This is a genomic window from Streptomyces sp. NPDC004539, from assembly GCF_040610055.1.
In the GTDB taxonomy this organism is placed as follows: domain Bacteria; phylum Actinomycetota; class Actinomycetes; order Streptomycetales; family Streptomycetaceae; genus Streptomyces.
The window spans coordinates 103,498-125,743 of record NZ_JBEXLS010000021.1 but is presented as its reverse complement, the minus strand read 5'-3'; the positions used below and the strand labels follow the sequence as shown (position 1 = coordinate 125,743).

The window sequence follows — 22,246 nt, the reverse complement described above, 5'->3', positions numbered from 1 at the left end:
GTCCGTGTCCCCCACTCAGCCCACCCGGATCGCCCGGTATGCCGGGTTTCCCTAGCTTGGGGGCATGACCGCTCCGATACCCCGGGACATCCCGGACCTGCCGGCGATCCCCCGTACGCACGCACTGTTCCCCTCGTACGTCTCGCACGTCCCGGCGACGGCCGTGGTCGCCCCGGTGCGACGGCCGCTCGCGGCGGCGCTGCGGCTGATGCTGGCGGGGGCGGCGGTGGGGAGCGTGGGGCTGGCGCTGCTGCTGGGCGACCCGCTGGTCGTGCTGAGCCACTTCTCCGTGCAGAGCACGCTGGTGCTGGCGCTGGTGACGGCGCTGTCGGCCCGGCGGGCGTGGGCGGCACGGCGCCCGCTGCCCGGCGCGCTGACGGGCGCGGCCCTCATGTACACGATCACCGGCGCCCTGACGTACCACCTCCTGCTGGCGCACCACGCGGACGCGGCGCCGCTGACCGGCGGGACGACCGGCTGGCACGCGATCACCACCCACCTCCTGCACACGGCGGTCCCCGCGGCGGCCGTCCTCGACTGGCTCCTGCTGACGCCGCCGGCGCGGATGCGGTTGCGGCAGGCCGCGTCGTGGCTGGTCTTCCCCCTCCTCTACCTGGGCTTCACGCTCGCCCGTGGCCACCTGCTGGCGGCGGGCTCCCCCGCCCGCTACCTCTACCCATTCCTCGACGTCGCGACCGACGGCTACCGGCACACCCTCGCCAACGCGCTCCTCCTCGGGCTCGCCGTCTACACCCTCTCCCTCCTCCTCACCGCCCTCGACCACATCCGCCCCAACCCCGTCCGCCCCCACCCCAAAACCGGATTTCGTCTCCAGCCGCCTGTGGGCTAAAGTTAACGACGTCGCCGCGACAAGCAGGATGAGCAGCGACATCGGGGTGTAGCGCAGCTTGGCAGCGCGCTTCGTTCGGGACGAAGAGGTCGTGGGTTCAAATCCCGCCACCCCGACAGTGTTTCAGCGGGTCAGGCCCGGTACTGAGAGATCAGTGCCGGGTCTGGTCTGTTTTGGGGGGTGGTCTGGGGTTACAGGAGTGCGGTCAGTGGTTCGACGGTCTGCCAGTGTTTGAGGTATTCGACGGCTGAGTGCGGATCGGTGTTGCGGTTCTTGACCGAGCGGGTGCGTTCGAGGGTGGTGTCGGCGGTGGGGAAGAGGGTGCGCAGGCGGAGGGTGGCGACGATGAAGTCGTCGCGGTCGGCGACGTTCACCCAGCGTGCGAGGTGGGGCGGGGAGGAGAGGGGCTGGGGGCGCAGGCGGTGGCGGATGATGGAGCGCAGGCCGATCGGGGAGCCGTAGGTGATCAGCAGCGGGAGCGGGCGGTCGAGCCGGTGGAGGGCCTCGTAGGCGACGACCGTGCCCAGCGAGTGCGCGAGCACCGCCTTCGTGTCGGGGGTCAGCCGGGACAGGACGGCCTGGATCGCGCCCTCGCGGACGGTCTCGTCGTCCAGGTAGGCCGCGACCTGTCCGAGGTGGAAGACACCGGTGCCGCTCAGCGCCGCGAAACCGGAGCGGGCGACCGGGCCGAGGCGTCCCAGCATCGCGACGAACATCCGCAGCAGTTCGGCCGGGCCCTGCTCGGGGCCCGTCTCGGCGCTCAGTTCGGCCAGGGCTCGGGCGGCCTCGGCGCGGGCGGCGGGATCGGAGGCGTGCTGCCGGATGTTGGCCATGAGGTCGGCGGCGATCTCCTCGCCGGTGGCCGCGATCGGGTCGGGCAGCGGCATGTCCCAGTCGTCCCGGGGCACGTAACGGGCGTACAGGTGACGGTAGTAGGCCATGGCGACCGTGACGGAGCCGTCCTCCAGCCGGCCGGCCGCGTCGGCACGGCCGTTGTCCCGCAGGGTCCGGGCCAGCGCGCGCGTCCAGTCGTCGCGCAACCGGTCCTCGGTCTCCTCCTCGGCGCCGATGCCGTGCACCATGACCAGCTCAGCCATGCCTCTCCGTCCACCGTCCCAGCACGCCTCCTCGGCGGGCGGAGAGTATCCCACCGGACGGTTACCCATCGTCAATTCATCTGACGCATCTGTGAGTTGACGGGCTCCGTGCGACGGTGGCGTGCCGATAATGCCAGGGTGACGGACGAGCGCAGAGCATTGGTGATCGCGTCCCACTGGGACGCCCGGGAGGAGAAGCCGGAGAGCCGGCTGGAGCAATTGGACTCCTGCGCGGAGCAGTTGGCCGAGCTGCTGCTCGATCCGCTGCGCGGGGACTGCGAACCGGCCCTGGGCGAGGGCTTGTTGATGAATCCGCGGACCGTGGCGGAGGTGGTCGCGGCGCTCACTGAGGCGTTCGAGGAGGCGTCGGCGGCCGGTGCCCCGCTGGTGCTGGGGTTCCTCGGGCACGGACACGTCGTCCGCGAGGGCGAGTTCCTCTTCCCGGTCGCCTCCACGCCCGCCGTACCGGGCCCGGAGACCGCGCTCGACCTGCCCTCGGAGCTGGGCACCCTGGTCCGACGGCACGGCGGTGTACGGGAGTTGACCATCGTCATCGACGCGTGCCTGTCCGGGTACGCGGCGCTCTTCGCGACGCGCGGGTGGTTCGGGACGGCCATGCAGACCGGCCGGCGGATCGAACTGCTGACGTCCTCGGACAGCCGCGTCTCCTACGGGATGCAGTTCTCCCGGGCGTTGAACGCGCTCGTGCGGCACGGCGACATCCGCCTCGAACAGACCCTGCGCACCCAGCCGGTCCGGCGGGCGGTGGAGGCCCGCCTCTCCCGGCAGGTGCCCCAGGCGGCTTCGTACGACGGCGGCGGGAGCGCGCCCGAGCAGCCGTACGACACCTGGCTCGCCCACAACGTGGCGTACCAGCGGGAGTTGAGCGTGCTGGCGGGGTCGTCCGACGCGGGTGTGCTCATGCCGCCGCTGCGGCACTTCCAACCCCCCGCCGGACTGGGGGAGTTCGTCGCGGCGGTCCGCGGCAACCGGCTCGTCGCCGTCCTCGGCACCATGGGCACTGGGAAGACGACGCTCGCCTCCGCGCTGTGCCGTACGGAACTGCTTCCGCCGCAGGACGCGGCCGGCGCTCCAGTCGTCTGCGGGCTGATCCGGCTCGACACGACGCGCTGGACGGCGGGTTCGGCCTGGTCGCTGCTGTCGGACCAGCTGAGGAGGTATCTTCCGGGGTTCTCCGAGGCGAGGAAGGCGTACGCCGCGCGGGTGCCGGAGAGCGAGCGGACGCTGCTGCCGCGCACGGTGGCCGAGATCGGCGGACCGCTCGGACTGATGGAACCGCGCGACCCGGTGCGCGTGATCGTGGACGGCCTCGACCAGGTAGATACGCCGCACCAGACGGAACTGGTACGGGAGTTGAACGCGCTCGCCGACGCGGCGCCGGAGTGGTTCGGCGTGGTGGCGACGGTCCGCGAAGGCGTCGCGCTGGCCGGCGACTGGCACCGTACGCCCGTTCCTCCGCCCGGGGAGGCGCAGTTGAGGGCGTACCTCTCGACGGCGCGGCACGCGACGGGTGCCAGGCAGGAGGCCATCCTCCAGCAGGCGAACGGGAATTGGCAGGTCACCCGGGTGCTCGGGGAGAGCGGTCCGCTGCGCGGGGCGGGGCGGGTGTCCTTCGCCGAGATGTACCGGGAGACGCTGCTCGCCAAGAAGGCGCTGGTCCCGGGCGGGCACGGCCGGTGGCTGGACACGGTGCTCGCGGTGACGGCCGCCGCCGGGCCGAGTCCCACGCTGCCCCGTCCGCTCCTGCTGCGGGCCTGTGCCGATTCCGGCGGCCCGCAGGACGACGAGGGTCTGGAGCAAGTCCTGGCCCTGCTCCCGGGGTTGGTGGTGCGTTCGCCGCATCCGGACGGGTTCGAGCTGTTCGGCGTGCACCACCCCTCCCTGATCGACTACGTGCGGGAGGAGGAGGACGTGGTGGCCGGGCACCAGGCCCTGTGCCGCGCTCTTGAGACCATGGCCCCCATGGACCGGCACACACCTGACGACCCCCTGCACGCCTACGCCGAGCAGGCCGAACCGGAGCACCTGTGGCAGGCCGCCGAGCGTGATCCGTCGTTGTACGAGCGGCTGTTGGAGTCCCTGGAACGGCGTCCGGCGGCCGAGGCGGCGGTCAACCGCGCCCGCTGGACGGCCTGGGGAGAGCGGCTGGCGAAACGTCCCGGAGCGGACTCACCGGTGACGCTGTACGCCCGGGAGCGGGCGTCCTACTGGACCAGCAAGGCCGGGGCGTACGACCGGGGCCGCGAGCTGTACCGCGCTCTCGTGGCGGACCAGCGCCGCGTCCTCGGTGACGACGCCCCGCAGGTGCTGGAAGCCCGCTACCGGATCGCGTACGCGACCGGCGAGACCGGTGAGTTCGCCGAGGCGCTGCGGCTGCACCACGCCGTACTCGCCGACCAGGTAAGGGTGTTCGGCCCGGACGATCCCCGCACGCTGAAGAACCGGCACGACATCGCGTACTGGACCGGCCGGGGCGGGGACATGGCGGAGGGGCTGCGGCTGCACGAGGAACTGCTGGCGGACCAGCGCCGCGTACTCCCGCCCACGGACCAGGCGGTGCTGGAGAGCCGGCACTACATCGCGTACTGGCACGGCATGCTGGGCCGTTACGACACGGCGCTGGCGCTGCACGAGGAGCTGCTGCGGGACCGGATCGAGGTCTTCGGCGCCGACCACGCGCAGGTGCTCTTCAGCCGGTTCAACATCTACAAGTTCCTCGGGGAGTCCGGGCGCAAGCAGGAGGCGCTGGACGGTTTCCGCGCCCTGGTGCCGGACATGCGGCGCCTTCGTGGCGAACACCATCCCAACACGCTGCTCGCGCGGCTGAACATCGCGCGCTTCACCTGGGAACTGGGCGATCCCGCGGGCTCGTTCGCGCTGCACGAGGAACTGCTGGCCGACCAGCACGAGACGCTCGGCGTCAACTATCCCGCCGCGCTGATCACCCGTTTCAACATGGCCATGCTCAAGGCGGAACTGGGTGACCCGGACACGGCGCTCGCCGAACTGGACCGGTTGCTGGAGGAACGGCTGGCCTTCTACGGCAACCCGCTGCACCCGGAAGTGATCAGGACCCGGTTCGGGCGGGCTCGGGTGATCGCGCGGCAGGGGGATGTCGAGAGGGCGGCGGCGTTGCTGCGGGAGGTGCGGGACGATCGGGTGCGGGTTCTCGGGGCGGAGCATCCCGACACGGTGGCTGTGCAGGCGGAGCTCGACGGGTTGGGGTAGGCCGCAAAGGGCTTGCTGTACAGGTGAGTTGAGCGGAAGAGGCAAGGGAGTGGAGGGCCCGGGTCCCGTCCCCACACGGTGTCCGGGCCCTCCACGGTCAGGGGTTGTTCCAGGTTCGGGGTTGGTTCAGGTGAGGGCTATTTCAGGTAGGCGATGCCGTCCGTGGTGACGGCTGGGCGGCCGGCGGTTCCGAGGACCTCGATCTTGAGGGTGTGTCTGGCCGAGGTGGGCCAGGAGTGGGTCCAGGGGGCGTCGCGGTACTTCGTGGTGGCGGACTTGAGGTCGAGGGTGGTGATCTTCTTGCCGTCGAGGTAGATCACGGCCTGGCCGGAGGTGGCGGCGCGGGAGGTGATCCAGGAGACGGAGCGGCCGGTGAAGGTCCAGGTGAGGGAGGCGTTCTTGGTGGAGCTGGAGTAGGACTTGCCGCCGAGGTAGGAACTGGAGGATTTCGTGGTCCAGTTGCCCGTCCTGGTGGCCGCCGTCTCCTGGAGGATGACCGGGGTGGCCGAGGTGGCGGCGGTCGCGGTGTTGCCGGCCTGGTCGTGGGCCGTGAGGGACCACGTCGTCGAACTGCCTGACTTCGCCGTCGAGTTGGCGGACGTGACGGCCGGGCCGTAGGTCAGTTTGGCCGGGGCCGTCAGGCGGACCTCCTTCAGCGCGGCGCTGTCGGCGGCCTTCCAGGTCAGCTTGACGGGGACGGCGGCCGTGTCGACCGTGCCGGTGCGCAGGGTGACGGTGGGCCTGGTGGGGAAGGTGGGGGCGGTGGTCTCGGCGACGACCATGACGGCGGCGGACGTCGTCGTCAGCCCGGACTGGTGGGTCGCGCGGACCTGGAGCCGGTGGGAGCCGAGGGCCAGGGCTGCCTGGGCGGAGGTCGCGGTGCCGGCGGTGGAGGTCACCGCCTTGCCGTCGACCAGCAGTTCATGCTTGGTGATGAGGGAACTCGGTGTGGACGACGTCCAGTTCAGGGTGGCCGTCGACTTCGTGTAGTACGTGCCCGCCGAAACACCCGCTCCGGTCACGGACTTGGCCGTGAGGCCGGTCACCGGGCCCGCCGCCCAGGTCCGCAGGGTGGGGAGCTGGGCGTACAACTGGTTGCCGGGGCACTGGGTGTTGTAGCTGTCCCGGTGGCCGTGCAGGGTCGGAAGGGTCAGCTTGGCGCCCGAACTCCACTTCTTGCCCGCGTAGTTGCTGCCGGTGCTGCCCGCGGTGAGGGTGGTGGTGGCCGTGGGGCTCACTCCGTACTGGCCCAGCTTCCAGGCGGCGACGCGGGATACGGAGGCGAGGGCGGCCTGGCTCGGGGTGACGCTCGTGTACGTGCCGAGGATGGAGATGCCGGAGGTCTCGGCGTTGAAGCCGTAGGAGTGGGCGCCCATCACCGGGCGGTCGACGCCGCCCTTGCGGCCCTCGTAGACGGTTCCGCACTTGTCGACGAGGAAGTTGTAGCCGAGGTCTTTCCAGCCCAACTGCTTGACGTGGTAGGCGTAGATGCCCCGGACGAGGGCCGGGCCCTGGGCGCAGGTGTAGTCGTTCGACTCGGCGGTGTGGTGCACCACGACCGCCTTCACCTTCTCGCCCGGGAGGTAGCCGGGGGCGTCTGGGCTGAGCGTCTCGTCCGCGCCCCAGGAGGCGCGCGAGACGATCGCCGGTCGGGGGGCGGTGGAGGGCGGGGCGCTCGGCGCGGAGGCGCTGGGGCTGGGTTCGACAGAAGGGGAAGCGGGGGGAGTTGAGGCGGGCGACTCCGGGGCCGACGGTTCGGTCGGGGTGGGGGTGGTCTCGTCCTCGCCGGGCGCGCTCTCCGAGGGGGAGGGTTCCGTGCTCTCCGGCGGCTCGGGGGTGGGGCTCGGGGACTCCTCCGGGTCGTCGCCGTCCAGGCGGAAGGCTACGGGTTGCATGTCGGCGGGGAAGGAGGCGGGTTGGGCTTTCGCGGCGCCTTGAGCGGTGCCCTCAGCGGTGCCTTGGGCGGTGTCTTGAGCGATGCCCTGAGCACTGCCTTGGGTGGCGCCTTGAGCAGTACCCTCGGTGGCGCCTTGAGCAGTGCCCTCGGTGGCGCCCCGAGTGGTGCCCCCGCCCTCCCCCGGGTCGATCATGTCGAGCCGCAACCCCGCCGGCAGCCCCGCCTTGGCCTGCCCGCCGGCGACGACCCGCACCTCCACGCCGTCCGAAGCCCCCACCCAGGCCGGTTCGCTGCCGCCGCGCCGCGCGGACATCTCGCCCTGCCCGCTGTCCCCGTCCAGGCTCAGCCACGACGACCACTTCCCGGAGCCCACGGCCCGGGTCCGCGCCTCGATGGTGCCCTCGACCCGCGCCCGGGGATCGGTCCAGGTCACGCCGAGGAGGCTGAACTCGGCGGCCTTGTCCCGCTTCAGCGTCGCCCGGTCGCCCCGCTCGCCGGTCTCCAGCGCGGCGGTCCGGGTCCGCGCCTCGACGGGCCCCGGCCTGCTGTCGGCCGAACTCCCCTCCGGGGAACCGCTGTTGGTGACGATGAGGGCTCCGGAGATCCCCACCAGGGCGGCTGCCGTCCCCCACACATATCTGGGCCTGGGTCTCATAGAATTCGCTTCGTTTCCTTCCGCTTCCGCGGGCATCACCCGGCGGAACACCTGGACGTCCGAAGCAATTCGATCACCGGACGCCGCCGGAAAACAGTGAGATCTTCACTGATTCAGCTCCGGTCGGCCGCCCTTCCAATCGCTTCCTCGACCGCCGCAATACGTTCCGCGAGAACTTCCAGCGCGACGACGGCCCGCCCCAGCGGATCACTTCCGCCCAACGGGACATAAGACGCTTTCACCGCCGCCCACCGCTCGGATTGCGCACCGGAAAGCGTCCCCCTCAACTCGCCGAGTTTCAGCAGATTCGCCTCGGCCCCGCCGGTCAACGTCTGCGCCTCGGCGAGGAAATGGTCCTCGATGACGGCGTCGAGTTCCCGTTCGTTCATCGCGGGGCGAATCCGCTGGACGATTCGGTTCATCGTCCGGTACGACCCTTGCAGGCGGAACGGCGGCTCGGTGCGCGTCTCCTCGGCCCGGGCGGCGGATTCGATGTACGCGGCGTTCACCGCGAGCACCGTCTCCCGGGCCCGCAGGACATGCCGGACGACGGAGACGATCTCCTCGGTCTCGGCGCCGGCATAGGGATGGCGCAGCCGGTCCGGTGCCGCCGCCGGGTCGCCCTGCGCCAGGCGGACGAAAAGCTCCAGGTCGGCCCGGTCTTGGCCGGCGAGCGGCGCGAGAACGGGATGCGAGGTGAGCGCGTTCTCCAGGAAACTCTCGGCGAACACGGATTCCTTGCCGGTGAGGACGTCGCCGAGATTCCATACGTCGGCCCGATTCGCCAGCATGTCCGGCACCCGGAAACGCGATCCGGACTCGGTGAAAGGGTTTCCGGCCATGCAGACGGCGAACCGCTTTCCCCGCAGGTCGAAAGTCCGGGGCTCGCCGTCCCACACCCCGTCGATCCGCCGGGTCGCGTCGCACAGCGGAATGAACTTCTGGAGGAATTCGGCGGAGACGTGCTGGATGTCGTCGAGATACAGCAGCGTGTTGTTTCCCGCCGCCAGCGCGAAGTTGACCTTCTCGATCTCCTGCCGCGCCGTCGCATTCGGCGCCTCGGCCGGATCGAGCGAGGTGACGTCGTTCCCGAGCGCCGGGCCGCTGATCTTCACCAGCATCAGGCCGAGCCGGTCCGCGACATACTCCACCAAGGTCGTTTTCCCGTATCCCGGCGGGGATATCAGCAGCAGCAGTCCGCCGGTGTCGGTGCGCTTCGACTCCCCCGCGGTTCCGAGCTGGCGCGCGAGGCTGTCGCCGATCAGCGGCAGATACACCTCGTCGATCAGCCGGTTCCGCACGAAGGCGGTCATGGGCCGCGGCCGGTGCTCCGCCAGCCGCAGCCTCGTCCGCTCCCCCGCCACCAGCTCGGTGCGCCGCCGCTGGTACGCGCGGAAGGCGGGTACGTCCCGCTCCTCGAACTCACCTGTCCTGGCGAGGAATTCGTCGAGGCGAAGCGTCAACCTGCCGTCCGTCACGCGCGGATGGGGTGCGAGGAGACCCTCGACCGTCACGGAGTGCGAGACCTCCAGCGTGTACCGCCCCAGCTCCGGGCAGAGTTCGGCGGCCACGGCCTCGGCCAGCTCGCCCTCCGTCACGTCCAGCCCGCTCGACGACGCGTACGCCGACAGCCACGCCCCGACGAGCTGGCGCCGGTCCGCGAGCCCCTCCAGCGCGGCGAGGTCGTCGTCGTACGCGGAACTCCCCACGGTGGAGCGGAACTTGTCGATGAGCGTGCGGGCGGGGAGGCTCAGTACGAACCCCTCGGGGCCGCTGGTCAGCTCTTCGAAGAGGTAGGCGGCGGCTGCGTGCGGGGCGCCCGGCGTCTCCAGGGCGGCGGCCAACTCCCTTATAAGGTCCGGGATTCCGAGGGCCGTGCCGAACAGTTCGCTGACGCGGGCCAGGGAGACCGCGCGCCGGGTCCAGGTCTGCCGGGCGTCGGCTCCGAGGCCGTGGGTCCAGGCCAGCTGGGCGGCGGCGCGGACGGCGGGCTCGTGGCGCAGGGTGCCGACACGGTCGTACAGGGGCAGGAGGGCGCGGAGGATCGCGGTCGCGTCGTGGTCGTGGACGCCGCGCTCGTACCCCTCGTCGTAGGACTTCTGAGCTACCTCGCGTACCAGGGCGGGGAGGTCGTCGGTCGTGGTGAGGGGGGTGGGGCCGTGGCTGCGCAGGAGTCGGGCGGCGAGGTGTTCGGCGCGGCTGACCTGCGGAGATTCGGAGGGGAGGGTGCGGTCCCAGTAGGGGCGGGCGGCGGTGAGGGCGGGATCGGTGACGGGGGCGCGGTAGTCGGTGCCGGTGAGCGCGAAGGCGAGGCCGTCACCCTGGGGGACCAGGGTGAGGTCGAGGGGCTGGGTGGTGACGGCGAAGCGGTGGGCGCCCAGGCGCAGGGTGCGGCCGTCGTCGGCGTAGAGGTCGGTGCGGTCGCGCAGGGCGCGGGTGGCCTCCTGGCGGGCGGCGCGCAGTCGGCCGTCCAGCTCCTCCGCCCGTACGGAGTCGCCCAGTTGGCGGAGTTCGTCGGCCGTGCGGCGGATCTTGGCGACCATCGGGTCGGAGGCGAAGTGGGTGCTGACGGCGTCCGCGTCGGGCAGGGTGGCCGCGCGGCGGGCGATCGTCTCCAGGACGCGTACGGCGGAGGCGGCGAGGTGTTCGGCGCGCCGGGCGCGGGCGTCCAGGAGGCTCTGCCTGCGGGCGGCGAAGGCGTCGGCCGACTCGGCGCGCCGGTCGTCGAGTCGGGCGAGGAAGTCGTCGAACTCGGCGAACCTCGACTCCAGGTTCTCCAACCGGACGAGGACACCGGCGAGTTGGGTGTCGCAGGCTTCGGGGGTGTCGGCCGCCGCGAGGGCGCCGGTGACGGTCTGGCCCAACAGGGCGAATTCGGCGGCGAATTCGGCGCGACCCTCGCTGTCACGCAGGGTGCGGCGGCGGGCGTCGAGGAGGGCGCGGGCGCGGTTGACGCCGCCGAGGAGGCCGGCGATCCGCTCCAGCACGGACGTCCGTACGGTCGCGTCGCCGATGTCGAGGCCCGCCACCACCTCGGTGACGGTCCGCAGGCTCTCCCCGAGCGCCTCGATCCGGTCGGCGACGGGCCCGGCCCCGGCGACGGTCGTGACGGCCTCCGCGTCGGCCGACAGCCTCTCCACGTCGGCCTGTTGGCCGTCGAAGGCGTTCGGTCCGGCGAGGTGTTCGACGGCACGGCGCCCGAACCGGTCGAGGTCCGTCCCGGCCTGTCCGGTGAGCGCGTCGATACGCGGCAGGTCCGCGTACCGCATCTCCTTGAGGGTGAGCAAATGGCCCTGGGCGTGCCGGAGTTCGGTCAGTCCGGCCACCCAGTCGGCGGCGGTGCGCGGGGTCTCGCCGCGCAGCCGGCGCACGACGGAGGCGAGCCGTCCGTCGGCCTCGTCGAGGGCGTCGGCGGCCTGCCGGGTGAGAGTGCGGACGGTGCGGAACTCGACGAGGACCTGCTCGGCGGTGGCCCGGACCTCCGCCAACAGGTCGGCCAGGCCGCCGAGTTCGCCGTCGGCGAGCCAGTGGTGGGCGTCGGCGGCCCGGACGCAGGCGGCGACCAGCGCCTCGTGCCCCTCGACCGTCGCGGTGGTCTCCCCCACAGACCGCGCGATCGAGAGGCAGTCGGCGATCCCCCGCACCAGGTCGGCGTTCCCGACCCGGCCCAGCACCCCGCCGCCCCCGGCCGGCGGGTGCGTGTCGGAGGCGTACGGCGACGCCCAGCGCTGCACGGCGTGCACGCGCCCGGCCTCCTCCGCCGCCCGCAGCACCACGAGTTCGCCGTCGTCCCGGCGCGCCCAGCCGCGTCCGGTCAGCGGCGTCGCGAACTCCTTGCGGATGGTGTTGTACGAGAGCAGCAGCACCCGCCCCTCGGCGCGGAAGGCGTAGAGGACGTCCTCCCCGTGGGGCGAGGCCGTCTCTCGCTCGAACTCCAGCCCCTCGGCGTCGAGTTCGAAGGTCTTGTGCGCCCCGGAGGCCAGGCAGTACCCGCCGGGGAAGACGATGCCCTGGTCGTCGGGGAGGCGTCGGCACGCCTGTCCGATGCCGTCGAGCCGGACGACCGTCCGGGTCAGGGTGTTGACGACGAGGTACCGGTGGGCGGGTTCCCGGTAGGGGCGGACCCTGACGAGGATCAGGGTGCCGGCGCGGGCGTGGGCGATGTCGGCGTCGGCCAGGGACTGGAGGTTCTCGGTGACGGGCTCGGTGTGGAGGGTGCCGTCGGTGTCGGTCGCAAGGGTGAGGGCTCCGTCGGAGGTGGAGATCCGCAGGCCCTCGGGGAGGCGGGCGTAGCGGCCCTGGACGTGGTCGTCCCGTACTACTTCGGTCCAGGTGAGGTCGTGGCTCTCGGGTCGTACGTGGTCGCGGTCGCCGCGGGCGTCGAGGAAGACCGGTTCCCCGGCCGGGGTGAGGGACCAGCGCAGGGCGCGGATGTCGCCGGTCTTCTCGCCGGTGCGGAAGACGGCGAGGAGGCGGTCGTCGGTGAGGTGGAGCCTGAGGAGTCGGGCCTGCCGGTAGTAGCGGTGGAGGGCGGTGAACTCCCGTACGAAGTCGGGTGAGTCGAGGAGTCCGGGCAGGGCGTCGTCCGGGACGCGGTTCAACTCGCGGTCGTACAGGGCGAGTACGTCGGAGACCTGGCGCTCGGTGTGGCCCTGGCCGTCGGGGGCGGCGCCGTGTCCGGGGTCGTGGCCCAGGAGGAGGAACCCGCCGATGCCCGCGATGTCCCGGGGCAGGACGGGGTGTTCGGTGCGCAGGGTGTCCGTGCCGGTGAGGGCGAGGCCGGTGGCGCCGAACTCCTCGACCCGGCGGGCGTTCAACCGCTCGGTGTGCCGGGCGAGTTCGTCGGCCTGGGCGGCGAGGCGGTCGCGGAGGAGTTCGTAGGTACCGGGGTCGACACCGTCGTAGGTCTGTGGACTCAACGTCTCCCCCAGGGGTGTTGGTGGGTGGTGCGGGTGGGCGGGACGCCGGAGCTGCTGCCCCCCGCGCGGCAGCTACGGCGTCCCGCCGGGGTCAGGGCCTCGTGGTGCCGTTGAGTTCGGCGGGGCCCGATTCGGCTGCGGTGTCGAGGAGTTGGCGGATGAGCCGGTCCGGGTCGCCGGACTTCATCAGCTTCGCGAGCAGGGCGGAGACGGTGAGGTTCTGGACGTCGGACGTGCTGACGGAGCCCAGTACTCGGGTGAGGTCCTCGGTGAAGGGGGTGCTGCCGTCGAGCCAGGGCTTCGCCAACGCCTGGGCGGTGTCGGAGTGCTGGACGAATCCGTCGACGCCCTTGCCGAGCGAGATCGAGCCGACGAGGCGGTCGAGGAAGACGGAGTCGCCGCCGACGATGTCGATGTCCGCGTTCTCCAGGCCGGTCGCGAGGACGGTGGCCTGCGCCTCGGCGACCTGCCGCTGCACGTCGAGGCCGGCGAGGCGGATCTCCTTCTCCGCCTCCAGCCGCAGGCGGTACTCCTCGTGGGTGCGGGACGCCTCGTCGAGGGCGGCCAGCGCGGCGGCCTTGTCGGTGAGCCCGGCGGCCTCGGCCTTGAGCTTCTCGCCGATGGCCTTGGCGTCGGCGAGGGCCTGGGCCTCTGCGCCCTCGGCGCGGGCGAGGGCGGTCGCGCGGGTGCCCTCGGCCTCGGCGCGCAGCCTGGCCGCCGCCGCTTCGGCCTCGGCGCGGCCGGCCTTCTCGATGACCTCGGCCTCCTTGTCGCGCACCTGCACGGCGGCGAGTCCCTCGGCGGCGGCCTCGGCCTGGATGCCCTCCGCGAGGCGCAGTTTGGCCTGTGCGTCGAGTTCGGCGCTCTTCAACCGGGCCTCGGCGAGGGTGAGTTCCTCGGCGGCGCGGTGAACTGCCGCCACTTCGGCGGCTTCCGCGGCCTTGATGTCCTTGACGAGCTTCTCCTGGGCCTGAGCCTCGGCGGCGATGACGACGGCCTGGCGCTCCCGCTCGGCCTCCTCGACGGCCCGGAGCTTCTTGATGGCTTCTTCCTGTTCGGCGACCGTGCGGTCCACGGCGACCCGCTCGCGGACGACCTCGGCGATCTCCCGGCGCTCCGCCTCGACCTCCTTGTCGGCGGCGATCCGTGTCAGCTGGGTCTCGCGCTCGCGGGCGATGACCTCCAACAGACGGTCCTTCTCGATGCGTTCGTTCTCCACGGCGATGACGCGCTCGCGGTTCTTCGCGGCGACGGCGACCTCGCGGGCCTGGTTCTCGCGCTGGACGCCGAGTTGTTCCTCGGTGCGCAGGAACGCGCCCTGGGAGCGCAGCCGTTCCTCCTCGATCACGCGCGCGGTCTCGGCCTCCTCGCGGGCCCGGGTCGTCTCGATCTCGCGGCGCTGCTTGATCTCCGCGTCGGCCTGGCGGCGTTCGAGTTCGAGGATGGCCTCGCGCGCGTCGACGTTCTGGCGCGTGATCTCCTTCTCCTCGGTGCGCTGGGCCTCGTTGGTGCGGACGTGCTCGGTGGCGGTGAGTTCGGTGATCTTCCGAATGCCTTGCGCGTCAAGGACGTTGGCGGGGTCGAGCTGGCTGAGCGGCGTCTGCTCCAGGTAGTCGATCGCCGCGTCCTCCAGGTGGTAGCCGTTGAGGTCGACGCCGATGACCTCGATGATCCGGTACCGGAGCTCCTCGCGCTTGGTGTAGAGATCGGTGAAGTCGAGCTGCTTTCCTACGGTCTTGAGGGCCTCGGAGAACTTCGCGTGGAACAGTTCCTGGAGGGTCTTCTGGTCGCTGGCGCGGGCCGTGCCGACCGCCTGGGCGACCTTGACGACGTCCTCGACCGTCTTGTTGACCTTGACGAAGAACGAGATGCGGATGTCGGCGCGGATGTTGTCCCGGCAGATCAGCCCTTCCTTGCCGGCCCGGGTGATCTCGATCGCCTTCACCGAGATGTCCATCGTCTCGGCCTTGTGCAGCACCGGCAGGACCATCTGCCCGGTGAACGTGACGTCCACCTTGCGCATCTTGGAGACGATCAGCGCCTTGCCCTGCTCGACCTTGCGGAAGAGCCGGGAGACCAGGAAGAGGGCGAGTAGCAGCAGGATCAGGCCGACGGCTGTCAGCACGCCTATGACATCCATGGGGTACGTCCTCGGGCCGTTGGGTTGGTGCCGTCATCGTGGCCCGGGGGTGGATCTTCGCGCATTGCCGGTTCTCGGCAGTGTTCTCAGGGGTATTGATGCCGATCGCCGTTAAGAATCCGTCAAGAAGGCGTGAGGATCGGGTGGTTGGAGGTTTGGGAGCGCGACGGGGTGTCACGACGCCGAGGGGCGCAGGTGCTGTCCGGCGGGCCGTGCCTCGCTTCTCCCGTGCAGGGCACTGCCCTTGACCCATTCATGCCACGGCATGTTCCAGTCGCCCACGCCGTTCGAGAACGGGGTCATCTCCTGGCCGCGCGTGTGCACGGTCCGGGTGAGGTCGCCCTCGCCGAGGATGCGGAACAGCCATGCCGCGTCCTTCTCGCTCATGCCGACGCAGCCGTGGCTGACGTCCCGCCGCCCGAACGACGAGGCCGCCCAGGGGGCCGCGTGCAGGTATTCGCCGCTGCGAGTGAGGCGGATGGCGTGGTGCACGGCGAGGTCGTACGCCTCGTCGGTGTCGGAGGGGATGCCGATGGTCGTGCTGCGCATCCTGAGGACGGGCTGCTTGTCGAGGACGACCTTGACGCCGGCCCGGGTGCGGTAGCCCTCCTTGCCCGTCGTCACGGGGATGACCCTGAGCGTCATACCGTCGCGCAGGACGCTCATCCGGTGGGCGGAGGCGTCGATGACGGCCTCCACCCGGGGGCCGGTGGAGAAGCTCAGGGGTCGTACGGGGGCGACCCGTAGGTGGTCGGTGAGGCGCAGTCCGGCGAGGTCGTCGGCGGTGACGCCGATGTCGGCGTGGGCGGGCCAGTAGGTGCGGGGGCGGTAGTGGAGGGTGGTGGGGTTCAGCCAGTGCCAGGTGCCGGGGGCGGCGGCCGGGGTGGTGGTGACCCTCAGGTGGCTCTCCAGGAGGGCGCGGCTCTCGGGGGGTACGGGGTGGCTGAGGTGGGCGGTGATGATCTGGCCCACGCCGTAGGTACTACGGGGGGTGTCGGGGTCGGCGGGGGTGTGAGGGCCGGCGGTGGGGGTGTTAGGGCCGGCGGTGGGGGCCGGTCCCTGAGTACTACGGGTACGGGCCGCTGCGTCCTGGGCGCCGTGTGTATCGGCGGCTGCCCCCTGAGTACTACGGGTACCCCCGCCCTCGGGTCCCAGCGTCACCGTGAGGAGGCCGCTGCGGGCGCGCGAGGTGGTGAACTCCGTGCGGTGGTAGGTGTCGTGGCCCTGGGGGGCGGAGGCGTCCGGGGCGGGCGGCGTGGTCCGGGGGTCGGTGCGGATCTCGGCGACGTAGTGGGTGGCGGCCCGCAGGACCTGGGTGCTGCGCCAGACGCGGGCGGCGGCGTCGAGGCGGCCGGCGACCCGGTGGCCCGCGTCGTCCTTGAGGGTGACGTCGGTGAGGTTGCCCCGGCCGTTCAGGGTGACGGTGACGGGGGCGTCGGGGTCGACGGTGCCGGTACGCCCCAGGGGGTGCGCGCCGACCCGTACCTCCGGTTCCTGCGGGGCGGCCTTGTTGTCGCCCTCGGGTGCGTCGGTGTGCGGGTGGAGGGCGACGGTCAGGGCAACGGCCAGTACGGCGGCGGCGGTTGCGGCCGTGCCGTACGTCTTCAGAGCCCTGCCGCCGGGGCTGTTCGGGGTGCTCGGCGCCAACCTGTGCTCCAGCGGGGTGGGGGGCGGGTGGGTCGGCTCGCATGTAACCGGCTGCGGCGGCGGAGCGGCCCGTACGTCCCCGGCGTGTCCCGAGAACCGCGAATGATGAGCATCCGATCAGACGAAACGGCGGCCCCGGAGCGGGCGCCGGGACGGTCGTATCCGTCCGGATACACCCGTGGAGCTACGGGTCTCCCTGACAGGGGCGCCCCCATCTCCCCTTGCGGGACCCCCAATTGGCCCCTACCCCCTCCACCGGGCGCCCGCCAAAAGAACGGGGTGAATCCATGCGCCCATATGACGGCCGCTGCGCGTGCCGCCCGCCCGGCGCCCGTAAACGTAATGATCAATACGTTCATGATCATCCGATTTCCCCAGCGCGACGAGCACACCGGCGGGCCCGCTCCGCAGGCCGTCGCCGGTACCCTGGTCCGGCGGGCGGTCCTGCCCCTGGTCCTCGCCTGCACCGCCCTGTCCACCTGCTGGCCCACCCACGCGGCCCCGGCGGTCGCGCCCGCGGACGGGACCGGCACGAAGGGGCTGGTACTACGGGTGATCGTCAACAAGCGGCCCGGCACCGGCGCCGTGGACCCCGGTATCCGGACCGGCCACCCCGTACTCAAGGAGTACCGCCTCACCAACAAGGGCGGCGCCGACCTGCACGACGTCCGTGTCTCCGACCCCGGTATGAAGGGCGCCCGCATCGTCTGCGCGGGCGGCGCGGACAGGGTCCGGCTGCTCCCCGGCCTGACCTCGACGACGTGCACGGCGGAGGGCGGCGCGCAGAAGGGCCGGCGGGTCGCGCAGGCCACCGCCGCCGGCCGTATCCCCTCCCTGAACGCGCCGGTCAGAGCCTCGGCCCGCTCCGGGTACGCCGGAGTCGGCGGCACCCTCACCCTGAGCCAGCGCGCCACGGTCTCCGCGCCCGCCGGACCGGGTGACCCGGCGCGCGTCGACGTCCGGTACGCCCTGGTCAACACCGGCAACCTGCCCGTCCACGGCGTCCGTATCACCGACCGCCACCTGGCCCCCTCGGGAGTGAGCTGCGCGGAGGGTACTTCGGTACTACGCCGGGTGGCGCCGGGGCAGACCGTGCGGTGCACCGCCCGGCTGCGTCTCGACCCCGGCGAGCAGATCAGCGAGGGGCTCGCCGAGGGCAGCGACCGCCGGAGCACCCTGGACCGCAAGGGCCGGCTGATCGGGGCGCCGGTGCTGCGGGCGCGCAGCACGCTGCGGTTCGGCGTGCCGTACCAGGGGGCCGAGGACGTCGTCACGCCGGTGCCGATGCCGCTCGGCGCCCAGGTCGGGCCGGAGCCGGGCATCGCCGACGACGAGGCGCCCGCGCTCGGTACGACGGTGCCGGGGCAGACGTCGGCGAACGCGCCGGTCACCGCGCAGGACGTCGTACCGGGCGAGGTGCCCGCCGCGGGGTACGACGAACTCCCCGCCGTGGTCCCGGGGTTCCTCCCCGGCGTCGTACCAGGGGGCTACCTCCCGGGTATCCCCTCCACCCACCCGAGCGGTACCCACGTCCCCGGTGAGCTGCCCGCCTTCTCGCTGCTCCCGCCGGGGCACCACTACTCCGACCCGAGCGTGCCCGGCGGCCACACCCACCCCGGAACCGGCAGTACCCCTGGTACTTCCGGGGTGCACCAGGGCGGTACGCAGCCCCCGGGCTCCCGTCCGTCGGCCTCGCACGACGCGGCCCGTAGTACTCGGGTACCCGACCCGTACGACTACGGAGCCGCCGAAGCCTCCCCCGACGCCGGGAGCACGGCCCCCAAGGGCGCCTCCAACCTGGGCTGGTTCGGGATTCCGCGCAACACGTTCCTCGTCGGCGCGGTGCTGCTGGGGGCGTCGGCGGTGACGGGGGCGGCGCTGTTCCTGCGGCGGCGCAAGGGCGGGCCGGACGATCTGGGGTTCTGAATTCCCGGGTCCTTTTCCTGGCCGTTCAGCCGTTCAGCCGTTCCACGTTTCGTCGTAGGGGTCTTTCGGTTCGGTGACCGGGGCCGCCCGGGTCACCTGGATGAACGGAATGGGGCCGCCGTTCACCGGGTCCGCCATACGGCGCGGTGAATAGGTGCCGGTGATGAGGAGCCAGGTGTCCGGCTGGAGCACCGGAGGGATCTCTCCGGTGAGGGCGACTTTCACCGGCTGGGCGTCGGCGGCGCAGCAACTCAGCGCCATCCGCACCAAATAGGGTGTTCCGTCCTTGCCCAGCGCCAGGAATCCGGCGATCTGAATGGTTCGGCCCTTTATCTTCTCGTTGTCATAGATCGCCCGTCCCGCGTAGTCGACGAGCGCCAGCTTGAGAGGTCCGGTGGCGGGGATCTTCCCGTAGTAGACCGGTTCCTGGAGAGCCGTCCCGGTCCGGGTGGCGCTGTACGAACCGAGGGCGGGCGGCGCGACGAGAATCAGGGCGAGCAGGGGGAGGACGAGCATCCAGGAGATACGGGGTTCGCGATGGGAATGCCCGCCCTCCTCGGAATGCGATTCGCCGGAATGCGCCTCGGCGGAATGCGATTCGCCGGAACCGCTCTCCTCGACGGCCGGCTGCTTCCGCTCGTACCACCAGGTCGCCGCCGCCGCGACGATCAGTACCACACCCGCCGCGAGCAGCAGCGGCTGGAGCCCGGCCTTGACGTAGCGCAGGTAGAGGTCGGTGGACCCGGCGTGCAGCAGGGCCGCGCCGAGGAGGAAGAGAACGGCCGACTGGGCCTGACGATTCACAGCAGTACCGCCCCGGTGAGCACCGACACCACGATGGCGAGGACGAAGGTCGCCGGCGCGAATCGCAGCGCGAAACTCCGGCCGAACGTCCCCGTCTGCATGGCGAACAACTTGAGGTCGATCATCGGCCCGACGATCAGAAAGGCCAGTCGGGCGGTCAAGGAGAACTGCGTCAGGGAAGCGGCGACAAAGGCGTCCGCCTCCGAGCAGATGGAGAGCACGACGGCGAGAACGGACAGCGCCAGTACGGCGATCACGGGATTCTCGGCGGCGGTCCGCAGCCAGCTCTCCGGGGCCACCGCTTTCAGGGTCGCGGCGGCCATCGCGCCGACCACGAGAAATCCCCCGGCGTGCATCACGTCGTGCCGGACACCGCCCCAGAACGCGGCGCCTTTCGTCCGCCCCTCGTAAGCCGCGTGGGCCGGCGGTTTCAGCAGATCGGTCCGCCCGAGCCGCAACCACAGCCAGCCCATCACGCAGGCGACGACCAGGCTGCCGGCGAATCGCGCGACGACCATTTCGGGATTGCGCGGAAAAGCGACCGCGGTGGCCGTCAGCACAATGGGATTGATCGCGGGCGCGGACAGCAGAAAGGCGAGCGCGGCGGCCGGAGTCACGCCCCTGCGCACCAGGGCCCCCGCCACCGGGACGGAGGCGCATTCGCAACCCGGCAGCGCCACCCCGGCCAGCCCCGCGACGGGCACCGCGAGCGCGGGCCGCTGAGGCAGGGCGCGCGCGAAGAACGACGGGGGGACGTACACGGCGATCGCCGCCGAGAGCAGTACCCCTAGTACCAGGAAGGGCAGGGCCTGGACGACGACGGCGACGAACACGGTCGTCCAGCTCTGCATGACCGGGGCGCCCAGCGCGCGCCTGACGGGCGACTGGAACAGCACCATCAGCAGCATGCCGAGGACGAGGACGAGCGGGGAGTTGAGCCGGGCGGGCCGCTCCTGCCGCTTCGGGCCGCCGCCCTCGCGTTTCCCGTCTTCCACGCCCTGGCCGGTGACGACGGTGGTCACGGCCGGGGCACCTCGGTACGTCCGGATCGCATGTACGGCCTCCGCTCTCTGACGACCCCTAAGCCCCCCTTACGACTCAAGTACGACCGAATCGCCCGCTCCGTTCAGATGGTTGCTGGAACCATCTGTCCCGATGAGGCAGTCTTCTCCGTCGTGGGGAGCATTCCTGATCAGGCCGGACCGAGCGACGCAGAGGCGCACATGGTGGTGTGCGGCGACGACGGCCTCGCGCACCGTCTGGCCGCCGAACTCCGGGGCGTCTACGGCGAACAGGTCACTCTCGTGGTCCCGCCCGCCCAGCGCACGGTACGCCCTCCCGTGGTGGGCCGGGCTCGCGCGGTCTCGGCGGCGCTGCTCGACCGGGTGGTGAGCGCGGCCGTCAACAGGGCTTCGGGCAACGGAGGTTCATCGGCCCCGGAACCGGTCCTGGCCGGGAACGAACGGATGCTGGAGGCGGCCGAGCCCACCGAGGCGGTCCTCTCCGAGGCGGGCGTGGTCCGGGCGGCGGCCCTCGCCCTGGTCTACGACGACGATGAGACCAACATCCGCGCCGCCCTCACCGCCCGCCGCCTCAACCCGCGCCTGCGGCTCGTACTGCGCCTGTACAACCGGCGGTTGGGCCAGCACATCGAGGAACTCCTCGACCAGGCCGCCGTGTTGGCGTCCGGCGACGAGGACCTCGCGGCCGGGACGACGACGGTCCTGTCCGACGCGGACACCGCGGCCCCGGCCCTCGCCGCGACGGCGATCGCCGGCACCACCAAGGTCGTCCAGACCGACGGCCTGCTGCTGCGGGCGGTCGAGCACCACGGCGAGGAGGCCGCGCCCGGCCTCGCCACGCTCGCGCTGCTCTCCACGGAGACCCCGGGGAACATCGAGCAGGGTCCCCAACTCCTGCCGGACGCCGAGGCGGTGAGGACGGCGGCGGCCACCTCGCCGGGGCGCGGGACCGTGGTCCTGGAGCAGGTGTCGTACGCCTCGGAGGGCAGCCTCTCGACGGGGCGCGGGGCGGGGCTCATCGCCCCGATGGCGTCGCTGTTCTCGCGGCGGCTGCGCTGGTCGCTGGCGGGTCTCGTGGGCTGCGTCCTCGCGCTGGCGGTGGCGCTGTGGCTGACGACGGGCATCCATCCGCTGGGCGCGCTGTACCTGACCCTGCTGGACCTCTTCGCCATCAACGACCCTGCCGTGGGCGACCCGTTGGCCCGGCAGATCCTCCAACTCCTGTCCGGGCTGATGGGGTTGCTGCTGCTGCCGGTGCTGCTGGCCGCCGTGCTCGAAGCGCTCGGCACGTTCCGCAGCGCGAGCACCCTGCGCAAGCCGCCGCGGGGCATGAGCGGGCACGTCGTCCTGCTGGGCCTCGGCAAGATCGGCACCCGGGTGCTGATCCGGCTGCGCGAGCTGGACATCCCGGTGGTGTGCGTGGAGTCCGGGCCCGAGGCGCGGGGGCTCGCGGTGGCCCGCCGGCTCAGGGTTCCCGTAGTACTCGGGGACGTCACCCAGGAGGGGGTCCTGGAGGCGGCGAAGATCCAGCGCGCGGGCGCCCTGCTCGCGGTCACCAGCTCCGACACCACGAACCTGGAGGCCGTCCTCTACGCCCGCTCCCTGCGCCAGGACCTGAACGCGGTGCTGCGCCTGTACGACGACGACTTCGCGACCGCCGTGTACCGCACCCTGCGTGCCGCGCACCCCTACGCGCGCACCCGCAGCCGCAGCGTCTCCCATCTCGCGGCGCCGTCCTTCGCCGGGGCGATGATGGGCCGCCAGATCCTGGGCGCGATCTCCGTGGAGCGCAGGGTGCTGCTGTTCGCGGCGCTGGAGGCGGGCGGGCACGCGCAGTTGGCGGGCCGCACGATGGGCGAGGCGTTCCGCCCCGGGCACTGGCGGGTCCTCGCCCTCGACACGGGGACCGGTCTCGCCTGGGACCTGCCGGCGGACCGGGTGCTGCGGCCGACGGACCGGGTCATCCTGGCGGCGACCCGGCAGGGCATGGCGGATCTGCTGCGGCGGCGGGAACGGCGGGAGGGGTAGGGGGAGGGGCTG

General features: G+C 71.9%; 11 protein-coding genes and 1 tRNA gene. 5 read left to right on the top strand and 7 right to left on the bottom strand.

All coding sequences use genetic code 11. The annotated features are described in order from the left end of the window. Positions 1-64 precede the first annotated feature (64 nt). Complete coding sequence (locus ABZX85_RS34920; protein WP_355877817.1) at positions 65-850, top strand: Pr6Pr family membrane protein; 786 nt, start codon at positions 65-67, stop codon at positions 848-850. Between the two features lie 42 nt (positions 851-892). Beyond that, a tRNA-Pro gene (locus tag ABZX85_RS34915) sits at positions 893-966 on the top strand. A 75-nt stretch (positions 967-1,041) separates the two neighbouring features. On the opposite strand, the gene ABZX85_RS34910 is transcribed toward ABZX85_RS34915, so the two are convergent. Continuing rightward, a complete protein-coding gene (locus tag ABZX85_RS34910) occupies positions 1,042-1,947 on the bottom strand; it encodes a hypothetical protein (protein ID WP_355877814.1) in 906 nt (301 codons plus the stop codon). A gap of 138 nt (positions 1,948-2,085) precedes the next feature. Here ABZX85_RS34910 and ABZX85_RS34905 point away from each other — a divergent pair, with 138 nt between their 5' ends. Further along, positions 2,086-5,196 carry a tetratricopeptide repeat protein gene (locus tag ABZX85_RS34905; protein WP_355877811.1) on the top strand — a complete coding sequence of 1,037 codons (3,111 nt, stop codon included), beginning with the start codon at positions 2,086-2,088 and terminating at the stop codon, positions 5,194-5,196. Between the two features lie 137 nt (positions 5,197-5,333). Here the strand turns inward: ABZX85_RS34905 and ABZX85_RS34900 are convergent, their stop codons facing one another. The 4 genes from ABZX85_RS34900 to ABZX85_RS34885 all read right to left on the bottom strand — a co-directional run bounded on the left by ABZX85_RS34900 (position 5,334) and on the right by ABZX85_RS34885 (position 16,454). Then, positions 5,334-7,748, bottom strand: coding sequence for an N-acetylmuramoyl-L-alanine amidase (locus tag ABZX85_RS34900; protein ID WP_355877808.1), 2,415 nt, complete (start codon positions 7,746-7,748; stop codon positions 5,334-5,336). 113 nt (positions 7,749-7,861) lie between these two features. Further along, positions 7,862-12,667: a DNA repair ATPase gene (locus ABZX85_RS34895; RefSeq protein WP_355877805.1), complete on the bottom strand. Its 4,806-nt coding sequence runs from the start codon at positions 12,665-12,667 to the stop codon at positions 7,862-7,864. A 91-nt stretch (positions 12,668-12,758) separates the two neighbouring features. Beyond that, positions 12,759-14,807, bottom strand: coding sequence for a flotillin family protein (locus ABZX85_RS34890; protein ID WP_355877802.1), 2,049 nt, complete (start codon positions 14,805-14,807; stop codon positions 12,759-12,761). A 174-nt stretch (positions 14,808-14,981) separates the two neighbouring features. After that, complete coding sequence (locus ABZX85_RS34885) at positions 14,982-16,454, bottom strand: Ig-like domain-containing protein (RefSeq protein WP_355877799.1); 1,473 nt, start codon at positions 16,452-16,454, stop codon at positions 14,982-14,984. A 357-nt stretch (positions 16,455-16,811) separates the two neighbouring features. Here ABZX85_RS34885 and ABZX85_RS34880 point away from each other — a divergent pair, with 357 nt between their 5' ends. Continuing rightward, on the top strand, positions 16,812-18,380 hold the full coding sequence (locus ABZX85_RS34880) for a hypothetical protein (protein WP_355877796.1): 1,569 nt from the start codon (positions 16,812-16,814) through the stop codon (positions 18,378-18,380). Between the two features lie 33 nt (positions 18,381-18,413). Here the strand turns inward: ABZX85_RS34880 and ABZX85_RS34875 are convergent, their stop codons facing one another. After that, positions 18,414-19,184 carry a TIGR03943 family protein gene (locus ABZX85_RS34875; protein ID WP_355877793.1) on the bottom strand — a complete coding sequence of 257 codons (771 nt, stop codon included), beginning with the start codon at positions 19,182-19,184 and terminating at the stop codon, positions 18,414-18,416. Then, positions 19,181-20,179, bottom strand: a complete 999-nt coding sequence (locus ABZX85_RS34870) for a permease (RefSeq protein WP_355877999.1) — start codon at positions 20,177-20,179, stop codon at positions 19,181-19,183. The genes ABZX85_RS34875 and ABZX85_RS34870 overlap by 4 nt, the downstream gene beginning before the upstream one ends. Before the next feature lie 228 nt (positions 20,180-20,407). Here ABZX85_RS34870 and ABZX85_RS34865 point away from each other — a divergent pair, with 228 nt between their 5' ends. Beyond that, positions 20,408-22,234 carry an NAD-binding protein gene (locus ABZX85_RS34865; RefSeq protein WP_355877996.1) on the top strand — a complete coding sequence of 609 codons (1,827 nt, stop codon included), beginning with the start codon at positions 20,408-20,410 and terminating at the stop codon, positions 22,232-22,234. Positions 22,235-22,246 lie beyond the last annotated feature (12 nt).